The 14566-nt window shown below is 66.7% G+C and carries 16 protein-coding genes; 8 read left to right on the top strand and 8 right to left on the bottom strand.

What is annotated here, in order from left to right; translation table 11 throughout:
• Positions 1-178: 178 nt before the first annotated feature.
• From ACVISU_RS39345 to ACVISU_RS39330, 4 genes are all read left to right on the top strand, one after another.
• Positions 179-646: a RidA family protein gene (locus ACVISU_RS39345; RefSeq protein ID WP_050404836.1), complete on the top strand. Its 468-nt coding sequence runs from the start codon at positions 179-181 to the stop codon at positions 644-646.
• A gap of 3 nt (positions 647-649) precedes the next feature.
• The gene (locus tag ACVISU_RS39340) at positions 650-1402 is read left to right on the top strand and encodes a glycerophosphodiester phosphodiesterase family protein (RefSeq protein ID WP_456710517.1); all 753 of its coding nucleotides are present in this window, start codon (positions 650-652) and stop codon (positions 1400-1402) included.
• 155 nt (positions 1403-1557) lie between these two features.
• Positions 1558-2805, top strand: coding sequence for a GNAT family N-acetyltransferase (locus tag ACVISU_RS39335; RefSeq protein ID WP_456710516.1), 1248 nt, complete (start codon positions 1558-1560; stop codon positions 2803-2805).
• Between the two features lie 53 nt (positions 2806-2858).
• Positions 2859-3284 (top strand): HIT domain-containing protein, encoded by a 426-nt coding sequence (locus tag ACVISU_RS39330; protein ID WP_456710515.1) that lies wholly within the window; start codon positions 2859-2861, stop codon positions 3282-3284.
• Positions 3285-3401: 117 nt separating this feature from the next.
• On the opposite strand, the gene tsaA is transcribed toward ACVISU_RS39330, so the two are convergent.
• From tsaA to ACVISU_RS39305, 5 genes are all read right to left on the bottom strand, one after another.
• Positions 3402-3893, bottom strand: coding sequence for a tRNA (N6-threonylcarbamoyladenosine(37)-N6)-methyltransferase TrmO (tsaA, locus tag ACVISU_RS39325; protein WP_050404832.1), 492 nt, complete (start codon positions 3891-3893; stop codon positions 3402-3404).
• Between the two features lie 3 nt (positions 3894-3896).
• Complete coding sequence (locus ACVISU_RS39320) at positions 3897-4877, bottom strand: Bug family tripartite tricarboxylate transporter substrate binding protein (protein WP_063695449.1); 981 nt, start codon at positions 4875-4877, stop codon at positions 3897-3899.
• A 62-nt stretch (positions 4878-4939) separates the two neighbouring features.
• Positions 4940-5284, bottom strand: coding sequence for an AzlD domain-containing protein (locus ACVISU_RS39315; RefSeq protein WP_050404831.1), 345 nt, complete (start codon positions 5282-5284; stop codon positions 4940-4942).
• Positions 5281-6033: an AzlC family ABC transporter permease gene (locus tag ACVISU_RS39310; RefSeq protein ID WP_050404830.1), complete on the bottom strand. Its 753-nt coding sequence runs from the start codon at positions 6031-6033 to the stop codon at positions 5281-5283. Before ACVISU_RS39310 ends, ACVISU_RS39315 begins: the two co-directional genes overlap by 4 nt.
• 188 nt (positions 6034-6221) lie before the next feature.
• The gene (locus ACVISU_RS39305; protein ID WP_456710514.1) at positions 6222-7310 is read right to left on the bottom strand and encodes a transglycosylase SLT domain-containing protein; all 1089 of its coding nucleotides are present in this window, start codon (positions 7308-7310) and stop codon (positions 6222-6224) included.
• 121 nt (positions 7311-7431) lie between these two features.
• Here ACVISU_RS39305 and ACVISU_RS39300 point away from each other — a divergent pair, with 121 nt between their 5' ends.
• On the top strand, positions 7432-8361 hold the full coding sequence (locus ACVISU_RS39300; RefSeq protein WP_456710513.1) for a glycine/sarcosine/betaine reductase selenoprotein B family protein: 930 nt from the start codon (positions 7432-7434) through the stop codon (positions 8359-8361).
• Between the two features lie 139 nt (positions 8362-8500).
• Here the strand turns inward: ACVISU_RS39300 and ACVISU_RS39295 are convergent, their stop codons facing one another.
• Positions 8501-9490, bottom strand: a complete 990-nt coding sequence (locus ACVISU_RS39295) for a bile acid:sodium symporter family protein (protein WP_456710989.1) — start codon at positions 9488-9490, stop codon at positions 8501-8503.
• 120 nt (positions 9491-9610) lie between these two features.
• On the opposite strand from ACVISU_RS39295, the gene ACVISU_RS39290 reads away from it, so the two are divergent.
• Positions 9611-10462 (top strand): LysR family transcriptional regulator, encoded by an 852-nt coding sequence (locus ACVISU_RS39290; protein WP_050404827.1) that lies wholly within the window; start codon positions 9611-9613, stop codon positions 10460-10462.
• A 195-nt stretch (positions 10463-10657) separates the two neighbouring features.
• Here the strand turns inward: ACVISU_RS39290 and ACVISU_RS39285 are convergent, their stop codons facing one another.
• On the bottom strand, positions 10658-11710 hold the full coding sequence (locus ACVISU_RS39285; RefSeq protein ID WP_456710512.1) for a phenylacetaldoxime dehydratase family protein: 1053 nt from the start codon (positions 11708-11710) through the stop codon (positions 10658-10660).
• A 35-nt stretch (positions 11711-11745) separates the two neighbouring features.
• Positions 11746-12753 (bottom strand): carbon-nitrogen hydrolase family protein, encoded by a 1008-nt coding sequence (locus ACVISU_RS39280; RefSeq protein WP_050404825.1) that lies wholly within the window; start codon positions 12751-12753, stop codon positions 11746-11748.
• A gap of 222 nt (positions 12754-12975) precedes the next feature.
• Between ACVISU_RS39280 and ACVISU_RS39275 the strand changes: the two genes are divergently transcribed.
• Both ACVISU_RS39275 and ACVISU_RS39270 read left to right on the top strand, forming a co-directional pair.
• On the top strand, positions 12976-13932 hold the full coding sequence (locus ACVISU_RS39275) for an AraC-like ligand-binding domain-containing protein (RefSeq protein ID WP_456710511.1): 957 nt from the start codon (positions 12976-12978) through the stop codon (positions 13930-13932).
• A gap of 151 nt (positions 13933-14083) precedes the next feature.
• Positions 14084-14437, top strand: coding sequence for a PilZ domain-containing protein (locus ACVISU_RS39270; protein WP_456710510.1), 354 nt, complete (start codon positions 14084-14086; stop codon positions 14435-14437).
• The last annotated feature ends 129 nt before the right edge of the window (positions 14438-14566 follow it).

The raw sequence follows: 14566 nt of genomic DNA, 5'->3' as shown, positions 1-14566 counted from the left end.
TGCGGCGAAAATGCCGTGATTCTTGACCGTTTTCCGTGCGATTCCTCAACGTCGGGGCGCGCGCGCCCTTCACCTGACCGCCGCTTGCAACCGGCGGCACGATGCGCGAAACAATCGAAACAAACTTGGCCCTGACCGCGTTTCAGGCTTCGTGCAAATCCAATCTGGGGACAAAAAGATGGCGGGTACCGTCGAACAGAAACTGGCGTCACAGGGCATCACACTTCCGCAGCCGACCTCCCCGGTCGCGAATTACGTCCCCTTCGTCCGCAGCGGAAACCTGTTGTTCGTCTCGGGCCAGGTCTGTTTCAACGCCGAAGGCAAGCTGATCGCCAAGGGCAAGCTCGGGGCCGGCGTCACGCTCGAGCAAGGCGTCGCCGCGGCGCAGGGCTGCGCGATCAACCTCCTGGCCCAGGTCAAGGCCGCGCTCGGCGATCTCGACAAGGTCGTGCGCGTGGTGCGGCTCGGCGGCTTCATCAACTCGGCGCCGGATTTCTTCGACGGGCCCAAGGTGCTGAACGGCGCCTCCGACCTGATGGTCGCAGCGTTCGGCGACAAGGGCCGCCATGCCCGCACCACCGTCGGCGTCGCCTCGTTGCCCGCCGACGCCGCGGTCGAGGTCGAGGGCGTGTTCGAAGTCGCCTGATCGATGCGCGCCCCTGAGTGGCTGACCAAACGGCCGGTCGCCCATCGCGGCCTGCACGATGCCGCACGCGGCGTCATCGAGAACATGCCGGCCGCGGCCAACGCTGCGGTCGCCGGCAATTTCGCCATCGAGTGCGATATCCAGCTCACCGCTGACGGCGAGGCGATGGTGCATCACGACGATGCGCTCGGCCGCCTCACCGAAGGTTCGGGCCTGCTCGCGACCAAGACCGCCGCCGAGCTGAAGGCGGTGAAGTTCAAGAATACCTCCGAGCACATGATGACGCTCGGCGATCTCTGCACGCTGGTCGCCGGCCGCGTGCCATTGGTGGTCGAGGTGAAGAGCCATTTCGACGGCGACCGCAGACTGGTTCGACGTATGGCCGAGGTGCTGTCATCCTATTCCGGCCCTGTCGTCGGCATGTCGTTCGATCCCGACCAGGTGCTGGCACTGCGCGAGATCATGCCGAACCTGCCGCGCGGCATCACCGCCCAGCGCACCTATGACGACAGTTCCTGGACCAAGCTGACGCCGGCGCAGCGCGACGGCATGCTGTACTTGCGCCACGGCTTCAGGACCGAGCCGCATTTCGTTGCCTTCTGGGTCAACCAGCTGCCGGCGCCGGCGCCCTGGATCGCCCGCAACGTGTTCGGCTGCCCGCTGCTAGCCTGGACCGTGCGGACAGTGGAACAGCGTGAACGCGCGGCACGCTACGCCGACCAGATGATCTTCGAGGGGTTTGTGCCGCGAACCTGACATGACGTCCGCAGTCTTGAACTCCTCGCTGCGACGCACGATGTTGTCGGGAGTTGGTCGTCATCGGCGATGGCGGAATGCGGAGCATGATCCGGAAGTGGAGCCAGCTGTTCCGGAAAGATCATGCTCGAAAGAGGCACCGGTCTTCACTCTCGATGGCGTCGTCTGAAATCACCCTAGAGGCTGTAGCTGACATCGGCGGCATTCCGGCCGCCGAGTGGGACGCCTGCGCCAATCCCAAGGCCGACGTGGACAGCATCCACAAGCTCGACACGCTGGCCTCGCCCGCTTCCGCAGGCGATTGCCAAACGATCGCAAGTTCGAGCTACAACCCCTTCGTTTCCCACGCCTTTTTCGCCGCAGCCGAAGCCTCCAACTCGGCCTGCCCGCGGACCGGCTGGGGCCCGCGGCATCTGATCGCCAAGCTCGATGGCCGGATCGTCGGAATCGTGCCCTGCTATCTGAAATCGCACTCGCAGGGCGAATACGTGTTCGACCGCGGCTGGGCCGAGGCCTATCACCGCGCAGGCGGCAGCTATTATCCGAAGCTGCAGGTCTCCGTCCCCTTCACGCCCGCCACCGGGCCCCGGCTGTTGATCCGCGAGCGGGTCGACCGCGAAGTGATCGGCTCGGCGCTGGCGCGCGGCCTGCGGGCGCTCTGCAACGCCACCGAGGCCTCCTCCGTGCACGTCACCTTTGCCCGCGAGGACGAGGCAAAATTCCTCGGCACCCACGGCTTCCTGCAACGCACCGACCAGCAGTTCCACTGGCACAACCAGGGCTACAAGACCTTCGACGATTTCCTGGGATCGCTGAACTCGCGCCATCGCAAGGGCATCAAGCGCGAACGCCGTGAGGCGCTCGCTGCCGGGATCACCATCCACTGGCTGACCGGCTCCGACATCACCGAGGACGCCTGGGACGCGTTCTTCGAGTTCTACATGGAGACCGGCTCGCGCAAATGGGGCCGACCGTATCTGACCCGAAAATTCTTCTCGCTGATCGGCGAGAGCATGGCCCGCGACGTGCTGCTGGTCATGGCCAAGCGCAACGGCCGCTGGATCGCCGGCGCCATCAACTTCATCGGCTCGGACACGCTGTTCGGCCGCAACTGGGGCGCAATCGAGCACCACCCGTTCCTGCATTTCGAGGTCTGCTACTATCAGGCGATCGATTTCGCGGTTCAGCGCGGGCTCAAGGTCGTCGAGGCCGGCGCGCAGGGCGAGCACAAGCTGGCGCGCGGCTACCTGCCGCAGACCACCTATTCGGCGCATTTCATTGCTGATCCCGGCTTGCGCCGCGCCATCGCCGATTACCTCAAGCGCGAGCGCGATTATGTCGCCGAGGTCGGCCGCGAGCTCACCGAGGCCGGTCCGTTCCGCAAGACAGTCGACGACGCTTGACGTTTGCCTCGCGACCGAGACATTAGATCCACAAAATCCAGGGAGCCGCCGCCATGCCCGCCGCCTATGACAACAACAACCCCTTCGCAAAAATCCTGCGCGGCGAGTTTCCCAGCTACAAGGTCTACGAGAACGAGCACGTGCTCGCCTTCCTCGACATCATGCCGCGCTCGCCCGGGCATACGCTGGTCATCCCGAAGGCCCCTGCCCGCAACATCCTCGACATCACGCCCGACGACTACGCCCACGTCGCGCGCGCCGCCCACAAGATCGCCGCCGCCGCGATGAAAGCGTTCGAGGCCGACGGCATCACCGTGCAGCAGTTCAACGAGCCCGCCGGCGGCCAGGTCGTGTTCCACCTGCACATGCATGTGATGCCGCGCAAGGACGGCGTCGCGCTGCTGCCGCCCGCCAGCCACAAGGAAGACGGCAAGGTGCTGGAGGCGCACGCGGCGAAGCTGATCGCGGCGTTGAAGTGACGCCCACCGCTGTCATTCCGGGGCGCGCGTAGCGCGAGCCCGGAATCCATTTCACCAGGAGACGCGCGGCCAGATGGATTCCGGGCTCGTCGCTACGCGACGCCCCGGAATGACGAGCTACTCCGTCTCGAAATCCCCCGGCTGCGGCGGGGCCAGCGGGGTGAACTCGCAGCGGTCCGGTTTGACGTCGATCAATGGCGTCTCGTCGAGGCAGTCGAGGCCGCGCACCAGGATGACGTTGCCCTCGACGCCGACCAGCTTGACGATCGAGGTCCCGATCGGGTTCGGCCGCACCGGCGAGCGCAGCGAGAAGGTGCCGCGGGTGTTGCCGTTGTTCTTCGGAGATTGCAGCACGATGTCGCGGCGCGACTGGTGCAGCCAGTACAGCACTTCGAGGTTCGAATAGAAATCGACGCCCTTGATCGCGGCGACCCAGGGCTCGAAGATCTCGAGCCGGCATACCGGGCCGTCATGCCGCCCCTGCCGCGGCGTCGCCAGCCGCGAGGTCCAGGGCGTGCGGATGCGGCCGATGAAGACCAGCGCGGCGTCGCGTGCCACCGGCATGTCGACGGCGACCTCGCCCTGGCGCAATTCCATTTCACGTACCATGTGTCAGTCCAGCGATATGTTCAGCGCCTTGACCACGCCCGCCCACCGCGCGCGATCGGTGTCCACAAATCTGTCGATCTCGGCCTGGCTCTTTACGCGCAGCGGCGGAAAGCCGATCCTGACCAGCGAAGCGCGAAACGCCTCGTCGTTCAAGGCCCGGTCGAGGCTCGCCTTGATCTTGGCCGCGATCTCGTCCGGCACCTTCGACGGCGCTGCAATACCATACCAGACGCTGACCGCATAATCGGGATAGCCGCTCTCGGCGATCGTCGGCAGGTCCGGCAGATCGGGGATGCGCTCGGTCGAGCTGACGCCGAGCGCGCGCAGCAGGCCTGACTTGATCGGCGGCAGCGCGGTGCCGAGCGTGTCGAACATCAGCTGGATGTTGCCTGACAGCAAATCCTGCAACGCGGGTCCCGCGCCCTTGTAGGGCACGTGGGTCATCTCGACGCCGGCCATCTGCTTGAACATCTCGCCGGCGAGGTGAACCGTGCCGCCGGTGCCGGCCGACCCGAAATTGAGCTTGCCGGGATTCTTCCTGGCGTAGGCGACGAACTCAGCGATCGTCGTCGCGGGCACGGACGGATTCACCTCCATGATCATCGGTGCATCCGTGATCACAGACAGCAGGCGAAAATCCCTCGCGGGATCGTAGGGCAGCTTCTTGTAGAGCAGCGGATTGAGCACGAAGATCGAGGCGGCCGTCACGAACAACGTGTAGCCATCAGGGTCGGAGCGCGCCACCGCCTCGGCACCGATCGCGCCCTGCGCGCCGGCCTTGTTCTCGACCACGACCACCTGCTTGAGATCGCGCCCGAGATATTCGCCGACGAGGCGGCCGAGCACGTCGGTCGGCCCGCCCGCGGCATAGGGCACCACGAGCTTGATCGGACGCGTCGGATAGTCGGCGGCACGCGCCGGCAGCGCTGCTGTCAGCAAGGCAGTCAGAGCCACGATGAAGGCCGATGATGCACGCCGCGGCATGGCGTTTCCCCTGTTCTTGTTTTCTTGAAGAACGAGAGTAGCGGATAATGCGGGCGCCGCAATCAGCCGAGCCAGTATTTGCCCGCGATCAGGACGATCTCGCCCACGAGCACGCCGGCGAAGATCGACTTCCGCGCCAGCATGAACGCGACGAAGCCTGCGGCGACGGCGCCGTAACGCAGCCAGTCCGGCACGCTGGCGAGCGCGCCCGGCGGCTGCACCACGATCTGCGCGATGATGCCGGCGAGGATTGCGGTAGCGACCGCCCTCACCCAGACCAGCAGCTCGGAATTCTCGTCGATGCCGCCGCCGAACCACAGGCCGAGCATGCGCCAGATCTGGTTGGGGATGACGCCTGCCACGAACAGGATCGCCAGCGCGTGCCAGTCGCCGATGAAGGTGCTCATGCGCCCGCCTTCACCATGCCCGCCCTCGCCCGGTGCACGCCATAGGCGACGGTTCCCGCGAAAACGCCGCTGACCAGGATATCGACGCCGCTGTTCAGCATCGCCGCCAGTGGGAACAGCAACAGTCCGAGCACCAGCGCAATGACATCTGCGAGCTCGCGGCAGTTGCGCGCGGTGGAGAACAGGAAGGCGAGCGGCGTCAGCATCAGCATGCCCGCGGCCAATAGCGGCGTCAGGTTTGCGGCGAGCGTGTAGCCGATGGTGTTGGCGAGCAGGCAGACCGAGACCAGCCCGAGGCCGAGCCCGTGGATGAAGGCGATCCGCCGGTTGCGCGGCACCTGCGGCAGGAAGCGGTAGCATTCGACCCACAGCGTTACCGCTGTGAGATGCGCCACCAGGATCAGTTGCCGCCGCTTGGTTTGTTCGGTGCGCATCAACGGCAACACCGACACCACCATCGGAAACAGCCTGATCGCGCTGACCGTGACCGCGATCGCCGATTGCAGCACGGTAGCGCCGGAGCCGAGCGTGGTGATCACGATGATCTGCGCGGGGCCGGCCCAGACGAACGCGGTGCTCGCCAGCGTCCAGCCCAGCGAGAAGCCGCTATCATGCGCCAGCGCACCGATGCCGAGATAGGTCGCAAACAGCACCAGGGTCAGCACCGTCGCACCAATCGACCGCGCACCCCACAGGAAGGCGCGGAACGAGGTCTGCCATTGCGGAGAATCGAGCGGAGGAAGCGCCACGGGAAGCCGGATGGTTTGCAATGTCGGCGGCTTAGGGCGCGATGCTCAATGGGTCAAGCAAGCGGCGGCACAGGGCGGGTATGCAGTAGCCCGGATGGAGCGAAGCGCAATCCGGGACAGCTCTGCCCCACAGCAAGAGCGGCCCCGGATTTCGCTGGCGCTTCATCCGGGCTACGGGAGCTACGTCATCACGCCCGGTTCTTCAGCACGAAGCACGCGCCGCCAGCCTTGCGGATGCGGTTGCACAGGCCGTCGGCCTCGGGGCGCGTGTCGGCGCCGATGCGTACCTGGTAGAAGGTCGCGCTGCCGCGGGTGCGCAGCCGCGAGCCGAGCAGGCTCGGATCCTGATCGCCGATCACGCTCGACAGCCGCTTGATGGCGCGGGCATACATCGCGAGCGCCTTGTCGCGGCTGAACCCGGCGGCGAGCTGCACGCCCCAGACCTTCGCCGCCGACAGCGTGATGTGCTGCTCGAGACCCGCGACGAACGGATTGGGCGCGCGCTTCAGCAATGCCATCAGCTCGCGGCAGCTCTTGGCCGGCGGACGCTCCGGCATCTTGCCGTTGTTGCGGGCGGCGGCGGCCCAGTCGTCGACGCTGGAGCCGGTGATCGCGGAGACATAGTTGCGCGTCTCCTGCGGCATGTAGCCGGTGCCGGCGAGCCAGTCCTGAATCCGGCGCGGGCCGGCATTGTAGGCTGCGGCAGCGAGGCCGAGATTGCCGAACTGGTTGCGCAGCTCGCTGAGGAATTCGGCCGACTTCGGCAGCGCCTGGACGGGATTGAAGGGATCGAGCAGCCCGCGCTCGTTGGCGGTGCCCGGCATGAACTGCGCGATGCCCTGCGCCCGCTGGCCGCTCCGCGTCACGGGACCGACCGCGTCGGCCTGGAAGCGGCTCTCCTGCCAGATCACCCGCGCGAAGAACTCCAGCGGCAGGTCGTTGGCCCGCGCCGCCGACTCGATCATCAGGCACATCGCCTCGCGGGTGTCGCTCTCGCGCGCGTCGTCTGCGGGTTTCTCGGTCGTTGCCGCAGGTTTCTCGGCAGGCGTCGCCGGCATGTCCGCGGGGGGGGCAGGTTTTTCAGCCGATGGCGCAGCCTGCTCACCCGGCGCTGGCGCATGCTGGTCTGCCGGCGCAGCCGCGGGTTTCTCGGCGGGCGCTACGGGCTTGTCCGCAGGCGGCGATGCGGGCTGCTCGGCGCTTGCTGGCGGCGCCGGAGCGGAGGCAGGCGCGTCCTCCGCGCCGACGCCGGCCGGCGGCACCAGCAACACAAGCATGACCCATGCGGCGCAAAGACCCGTTCGCATCGCAAATCTGTTCCCGCGCAACGCGGCTTGACACCGCAAGCTCGTGGTCTAGCTATGGACTGAAATGATGGCGCACAAAAGGGAGCGCAAAATGGCAGCAAGCCCCGACGATCAATCCGGCTTTGCCCCCGACGACGACGCCCCGATCGGCTACATGAAGCGGACCCGCGATTATTACGCGGCAATCGGCTACACCACCCCCTACCGCTGGGCGCACTACACCGCCGCCCCGTTCCAGCCGCTGCAGAAGCCGGTGAGCCAGTCCCGCGTCGCCATCATCACGACGGCGGCACCGTTCGATCCCGCCAAGGGCGACCAGGGCCCCGGCGCGAAATACAATGGCGGAGCGAAATTCTATTCGGTCTACGACGGCGACACGTCGCAGCCACAGGACTTGCGGATCTCGCACATCGCCTATGACCGCACCCACACCGCGGCCACCGACAGCGGCACCTGGTTCCCGCTGGCGCAGCTCAAGCGCCTCGCCGCGGCCGGCACGATCGGCGAAGTCGCACCGCGCTTCTTCGGCGCCCCCACCAACCGCAGCCACCGCGTCACCATCGAGACCGATGCGCCTGATATCCTCAGGCGCTGCCGGGACGACAAGGTCGACGCCGCGGTGCTGGTGCCGAACTGCCCGGTCTGCCACCAGACCGTCAGCCTCGTGGCGCGGCATCTCGAAGCCAACGGCATCCCGACCGTCGTGATGGGCTGCGCCAAGGATATCGTCGAGCACGCCGCGGTGCCGCGCTTCCTGTTCTCCGACTTCCCGCTCGGCAACTCGGCCGGCAAGCCGCATGACGTGGCCTCGCAGGCCTTCACGCTGGAGCTGGCGCTGCGCGTGCTGGAGTCTGCCCCCGGTCCGCAGACCACGGTGCAATCGCCGCTGCGCTGGAGCGAGGACGCGTCCTGGAAGCGCGACTACAGCAACGCCGATGCGCTGAGCACCGAAGAGCTGGCGCGCCTCCGCCGCGAGTTCGACGCGCAGAAGGAAATCGCGAAGGGCTTGCGCGTCGCGTAAAGCCTACCCCACTCGAGCTCTCATCGCCCGGCCTCGACCGGGCGATCCAGTATTCCAGAGACGTCAATGAATCACGGAGAAGCCGCGGCGTACTGGGTCCCCCGGACAAGCCGGGGGACGACGAGCGGAGGCGAACTGCCTACGCATGCGCCGGGGCGGCACTATGTGACGCCGTGTCCTCGCTGCCCGCATAGCGGCGCGCCAGCGCGGCGCAGGTCATCAGCTGGATCTGGTGAAACAGCATCAGCGGCAGCACGATCAGGCCGACTGACTGCCCGGCGAGCAGCACGCTCGCCATCGGCAATCCGCTGGCAAGGCTCTTCTTCGAGCCGCAGAACATGATGGCGATGCGATCGGCGCGCGAGAAGCCGAGCAGCTTACTGCCGAAATTGGTGACCAGCAGCACGGTTGCCAGCAGCAGCGCATCGAGGCCGATCACGATCGCCATCTGCGTTGCGTTGACCTGGTGCCAGATGCCGTGGCTGACGCCGTCGCTGAACGCGGTATAGACGATCAACAGGATCGAGCCGCGGTCGACGACGCCGAGCATCGCATGGTGCCTGGCGACAAAGCCGCCGATCAGCGGCCGCGACAATTGCCCGGCCACGAACGGCAGCAGCAGTTGCACGACGATGTCGAGCGCAGCATTGCCCGAGAACCCGCCATGGCTGGAGAGCAGCACGCCCGCCAGCAGCGGCGTCGCGACGATGCCGAGCAGATTGGAGGCGGTCGCCGAACACAGCGCCGCCGACACATTGCCGTGCGCGATCGAGGTGAAGGCGACCGACGACTGCACCGTCGACGGCAGGATGCAGATCAGGATCACGCCCGCCCACAGCGCCGGGGTCAGCAGATGCGGCGCCAACGCATGCGCGGCGAGCCCGAGCAGCGGGAACAGGGCGAAGGTCGAGAGGAAGATCACGAGGTGCAGCCGCCAGTGCCGGGCGCCGACCAGTGCCTCCGTCGTCGACAGCCGGGCGCCGTGCAGGAAGAAAAGCAGCGCGATCGCCACCTCGGTGGCATAGCCGCCGATCACCGTGCCCTGCCCGTGCAGCGGCAGCAGCGTGGCGAGACCAACCATGCCGACGATGGCGGCGATGTAGGGGTCGACGGGCACGAGCGAACGCAAGCGGCTGATGGTCATGGCGGCTTCCTTTCCTTGAGCGGAAAATGGCCCTCCCCGCGCCGATTGTGAACCGCGCTTACCGATGTTATTGTCATTACGCTATGTAATGACCGTTTGGCCGCCATGCTCGACCCGACCCAGCTCGAAACCTTCCTGACCGTGGTGCAGACCCAGAACTTCACCGAGGCCGGCCGCCGGCTCGGCCTGAAGCAGTCGACGGTCAGCCAGCACATCCGCAAGCTCGAGGCCGCCGCCGGGCGCCGCCTGTTCGTGCGCGACACCCATTCGGTGGTACTGACCGCCGACGGCGAGGCGATGACGGGCTTTGCGCGGCCGATCCTCGAGGCCAATGCGCGCGCCCGCGATTACTTCGCGGGGTCGCAGGTGCGCGGCAAAGTCCGGTTCGGCGCCGCGGAGGATTTTGCCAGCTCCCGCCTGCCCGATCTGCTGCGCGATTTCGTCCGCCGCCACCCGCAGGTCGATCTCGAGCTCACGGTCGGCCTCAGTGCCGTGCTGTACCAGCAGCTCGACGCCGGCGAGCTCGACCTCGTGCTCGGCAAGCGCCGGCCCGGCGACGCGCTGGGGCAGCTGGTGTGGCAGGATAGGCTGGTATGGACCGGCGCGCCCGGCATGCGGTTCGATCCCGAGCAGCCCTTGCCGCTGATCCTCTACGCGCCGCCGAGCGTCAGCCGCAGCGTGGTGCTGGAGGCGATGGAGCGGTTCGGACGACCCTGGCGCATCGTCTGCTCCAGCGGCAGCCTCAGCGGCCTGCGCGCTGCGGCGCTGGCCGGTCTCGGCATCACCCCGCAGGCGCAGGGCCTGATCCCGGACGGACTGGAGGCTTTGCCCGGAGCGGGCCTGCCTCCGCTGGGCAACGTCGAATTCGTGGTCCGCACCGCGCGCCGGACCAAACGCGGCCCGGCCGTCGAACTGGCGCAAGCGATCACGGAACGCGGCGGCCGGCTGCGGCCATAGAAATACAGAGGAAGTGAAGCTACATCCTCGTCCACGCCGTCGTCGAGCCGCACGCATAATTTCGGATTAATAGAACTCGACCCCTGAGTTGCCCGACGAGTCAAGCCGCCGTGTCCGCCGGCAGCCGCCGGCTACTTTGCATGGGGTTGTTTTCGATATTTTGGCAGCGCCCCTGCTCGGACCAAGCTGCCCGCGTCAGGCGGATGGCGCCCCCGCGAGTTGCACCGCGCCCAGCATGCCGGTCCGCTCGTGGCAGCCGAGATATTCGAAGAACTGCTCGTCGGCAGCTGCGACCGTGACCTCGTGATACAGCCTGAGCTTCGCCGCTGGCCCCAAGGTCGACAGATACTTCATCGCCGCGCCGAAGATCCGGACATGGGTCGGATGCGACTCCGCCCAGCGCTCCAGCGCAGCGAGGCTCTTCCACCAGCTCTGGCCGTAGGACTTCTCGGTCGGCCGTCCCTCCGCATCGACCACCCGCATGTAGCGGTTGGCGTAGCAGCCGATCGGCACGCCGTCGTCGCGCAGAAAGTCCATGCCCTCGCGCAGCACCGGCTCGACATCGTCGAGATACATCTTGCGCTCCGACGCCTCGGTGTCGCTCCAGTCCTGGCCGGAGCGGATCAGGCAGAGATTGTCATGCGCGACCACGCGGATGCGCGCACCGTCGCGGATCGCGCGTGGTTCGCCGCCGGGCGTCATCGCGTCGGTCTGCGACAGCGGGATGCGGTCGCGCATGCCACCCCAGTAAGCATGCTCCTGCACCTCGCCGCTCATGCCGTCGGCAAGGACCGCGACGCCCTCGGGGCGGCCGAGCGACGAGAACAGCGTCTCGTAGCGCGCAACATGCGGCCGCAGCACCTCGATGAAGCGGCCGACGCCATCGCCGGCACCGCTGCCGGTCCAGGCCTCGCGCGCACCTTCGAACCAGGCGTCGAACCTCCCGGCATCGTCCCAATAGGCGACCGAGACCACGTTGGTGTAGCCGGCCTGGTCGACATATTGCGCGCGGTCCCAATGCGTCGGGCCGTTGTCGCCGGCAAAGCGCTTTGCGATCGACGCCAGCGCCTCAGTCACCGCGGCGGTCGGCTCGCCACGATATTGCACGCCGAAATAGGCCATGATGACGCGTGCGACCGCGGGCTTGTGGCGCGCGACGAAGGACGGATAAGGCGGCGCGTAATCGTCCGGGACGCGACGATGACGCGAGCGGGCCGTCTGCAGATGAGATGGAATAGCGGATTCCATGGCAGTCGCCTCCGGTTGGATGTTGCCCTGATGCGTCAGCTCGCGGCCGCGTCGATCTCTTCGATGTCGAGCGGCAGCGCGAAATGCTCGACCCGCTTCGAGGGCTTCTTGTTCAGCAGCAGCCGCGTGACGTCGGGCCGCGAGTAATGCCCGGCCGGATCGGCGGCGTTCTTGGCGACCCCGATCGCGCCGAGATCGATATCGGCGAGCAGCAAGCCCTCCTGGTCGGGCGGCAGCTTCTCGGCGATCATGCTGCCGTCCGGCCCATAGATCGCGGCGTGTCCGCCGCCGACATGCAGCAGCGCGTGCTTGTCGTCGCGATCGCACATCTCGTCGATCATCGCCTGCGAGACCGTCGCGCACGGCGCCAGCACGAAGCAGGAGCCCTCGACGGCATAGACCCGCGAGGCCGCGTTGTTGACCTCCCAGCCGAGCGCCGGCGCGAACGGATCGTACAGCGAGAAGCTCGGCCAGGCCGCGACGTGGACCTGCTCGTTCTGGGCGTACATCGCGTATTTCGACAGCGGCTGCAGATGCTCCCAGCAGCACAGCGCGCCAAGCCGGCCGATGCCGGGGCGGTCGTGCACCGCAAGGTCGCTGCCGTCGCCCTCGCCATAGACGGTACGCTCGGCATGGGTCGGCCGCAGCTTGCGCCGTTTTGCAATCGTCTCGCCGTCAGGGCCGATCAGCCATTGCGCGAGATAGAGGCTGCCGCCGTCGCGCTCGGACAGGCCGAGCACTGCGGTCATGCCGGCCTTCTTCACGGCGAGCCGCAGCTTCTCCGCCTGCGGGCTGTCGTAGCTCAGCGAGTTGTCGAAATAGCGCTGCACGAAGCCGCGTCCGATCGCCCAGGCCGGCGAGTCCAGCCAGATGTACCAGGGATAGCCGGGGATGAACGCCTCGGGGAACGCGATCAGTTTGGCACCCTTGGCGGCGGCCTCCTCGATCAACGCAATGCTCTTGGCGATGGAGGCGTCGAGGTCGAGCCACGCAGGCGCCGCCTGCACCACCGCAACGCGATATTTCGGATGTTCGATGCCCATGATGTCCTCCTCGCAGGCAGCCGCTCGGGGCCGGTTCGTGCTTGATCGGGCCTATTGATAAGTCCTGGCGGCCTCTGACATCATGCTGCCCCGGGACCGGGAACGCCGTTCGACCAGAACGGAAGGAAAATTCGACTGCGGAGGAGATTCCCCCAGCCGTCCCCGGTACGAAGCTTGCTTTGTTTGCGTGGCCAGCGTTTGCACTCGTGAAGGGAGGAAATCATGCCGGCCCTGTTCACCACGGAAGCCGCGCCCACGCATCGGCGCCTCGCGCTCTGGCGCGACATCGTCTGCGACGTGTTCGTGCAACTCGACTGCAAGTCCGATCTCGGCACCGCCTTCCACGGCGCCATCACCAGCGCGCAGCTCGGCGCGGTGAAATGCTCCGTCGTCTCGTCGGGCCGGCAGCGCGTGCTGCGCACCCCGTCGCGGATCGCGCGCACCAGCGAGGATTTCGTGCTGTTCGCGCTCGGCCAAAGCGGCACGGGCGGCGTGGTGCAGGACGGCCGCGAGACCGTCATCCGGCCGGGCGAGTTTGCGTTCTATGACACCACGCGCCCGTATGAGCTGCGTTTCAACGACGATTTCACACAAACCATCTTCCAGGTGCCGCGCGCGATGCTGCACCGGCGCTTTGCCGGCACCCAGGGCCTGACCGCGACAACGTTCACATCGGATCGCCCGGTGCAGCGGCTCGCCTGGCAGTTCATCTCAGGACTCTCCGAGATCGCTGACAGGCTCGATCCCGACAATGCGATCCGCCTCGCCGATCAGGCCGCCGACCTGCTGGCGATGGCGATCAGCGAGCGGCTCGGTGGCGCTGCGCTACCGGCCTCGACGCATCGCTCCGCCCTGCTCTACCGGCTGAAAGCGCATGTGCTCGCGCATCTGCCGAACCCCGAGCTCAACCTCACCGATACCGCCGCGACGTTCGGCATCTCGCCGCGCTACGTCAACAGCCTTTTGGCCGACGAGGACACTTCGTTCCAGCGCTTCGTGCTCGCAGAGCGGCTGGAGCGCTGCAAGCGCGATCTCGCCTCGCCGGCCCACGCGCATCGCCACATCGGCGAGATTGCGTTCGCCTGGGGCTTTAACGATCTCTCGCATTTCGGCCGCGTGTTCCGCGAGCATTACGGCCTGTCGCCGCGCGATTGGCGACAAAGCCGGGTTCCGAACTGACTTCTCGGGTGGTTTGCGGCGCAAAATAGCCGGGAATCCGGACCTTCACAGATGCAAACAATTTACACTAACTGCAACGGGTTCCGTTGGTACCCTTCTTTTCGCGGGTCCGGACCGGTACAGTCGTGCCGTTGATTTAGGAGGATTTCCCATGCAGGACCGGCGCCAGAGCCCACGTGACAAGGTGTTTTACGGTGCGGTTGCGGAGATCAATGAGCGCGGCTCGACGATGGATTGCGTGGTCCGCAACATCAGCGAGGGCGGTGCCTGCGTCGAATTCGGCGACGCCGCACGCTTGCCCGAAGAGATCAATCTCAGCGTCGCGCGCAAGGGACGCACGTTCCTGGCGCGCATGATCTGGCGCCAGGCCAACAAGGTCGGCCTCGCGTTCCGAATCATGACCTCGGACACCCCGGTCAGCGATCTCGACGAGCGGGTCCGCCGCAGCGAGATGAAGAAGCGGCAGCTGCAGCGGCGGATCAAGGAACTGCTCGGCCAGGGCTGAGCGTCCTCTCGCAGCTTCCCGGCGGCGTTCGGATCGCGGGCGACATCTGTCATTTCGGGGGTTGCAAAGGCCAGGTTAATCCAGCATCCGGGTAAGCCCGCCATTGCTGGAACCGAAGGCCATTTCACG

It is taken from the genome of Bradyrhizobium sp. USDA 4452 (assembly GCF_054063575.1).
Note: the sequence above shows the minus strand (reverse complement) of the source record. Positions and strands in the feature narration are given on the sequence as shown.

Excerpts from the sequence above, each read along its gene's own strand:
- ACVISU_RS39285 (WP_456710512.1), bottom strand. The coding sequence starts at position 11,710 with ATGGAATCCGCTATTCCATCTCATCTGCAGACGGCCCGCTCGCGTCAT.
- ACVISU_RS39280 (WP_050404825.1), bottom strand. The coding sequence starts at position 12,753 with ATGGGCATCGAACATCCGAAATATCGCGTTGCGGTGGTGCAGGCGGCG.
- ACVISU_RS39345 (WP_050404836.1), top strand. The coding sequence starts at position 179 with ATGGCGGGTACCGTCGAACAGAAACTGGCGTCACAGGGCATCACACTT.
- ACVISU_RS39320 (WP_063695449.1), bottom strand. The coding sequence starts at position 4,877 with ATGCCGCGGCGTGCATCATCGGCCTTCATCGTGGCTCTGACTGCCTTG.
- ACVISU_RS39290 (WP_050404827.1), top strand. The coding sequence starts at position 9,611 with ATGCTCGACCCGACCCAGCTCGAAACCTTCCTGACCGTGGTGCAGACC.
- ACVISU_RS39275 (WP_456710511.1), top strand. The coding sequence starts at position 12,976 with ATGCCGGCCCTGTTCACCACGGAAGCCGCGCCCACGCATCGGCGCCTC.
- ACVISU_RS39315 (WP_050404831.1), bottom strand. The coding sequence starts at position 5,284 with ATGAGCACCTTCATCGGCGACTGGCACGCGCTGGCGATCCTGTTCGTG.
- ACVISU_RS39335 (WP_456710516.1), top strand. The coding sequence starts at position 1,558 with ATGGCGTCGTCTGAAATCACCCTAGAGGCTGTAGCTGACATCGGCGGC.
- tsaA (WP_050404832.1), bottom strand. The coding sequence starts at position 3,893 with ATGGTACGTGAAATGGAATTGCGCCAGGGCGAGGTCGCCGTCGACATG.
- ACVISU_RS39340 (WP_456710517.1), top strand. The coding sequence starts at position 650 with ATGCGCGCCCCTGAGTGGCTGACCAAACGGCCGGTCGCCCATCGCGGC.
- ACVISU_RS39305 (WP_456710514.1), bottom strand. The coding sequence starts at position 7,310 with ATGCTTGTGTTGCTGGTGCCGCCGGCCGGCGTCGGCGCGGAGGACGCG.
- ACVISU_RS39270 (WP_456710510.1), top strand. The coding sequence starts at position 14,084 with ATGCAGGACCGGCGCCAGAGCCCACGTGACAAGGTGTTTTACGGTGCG.
- ACVISU_RS39300 (WP_456710513.1), top strand. The coding sequence starts at position 7,432 with ATGGCAGCAAGCCCCGACGATCAATCCGGCTTTGCCCCCGACGACGAC.
- ACVISU_RS39330 (WP_456710515.1), top strand. The coding sequence starts at position 2,859 with ATGCCCGCCGCCTATGACAACAACAACCCCTTCGCAAAAATCCTGCGC.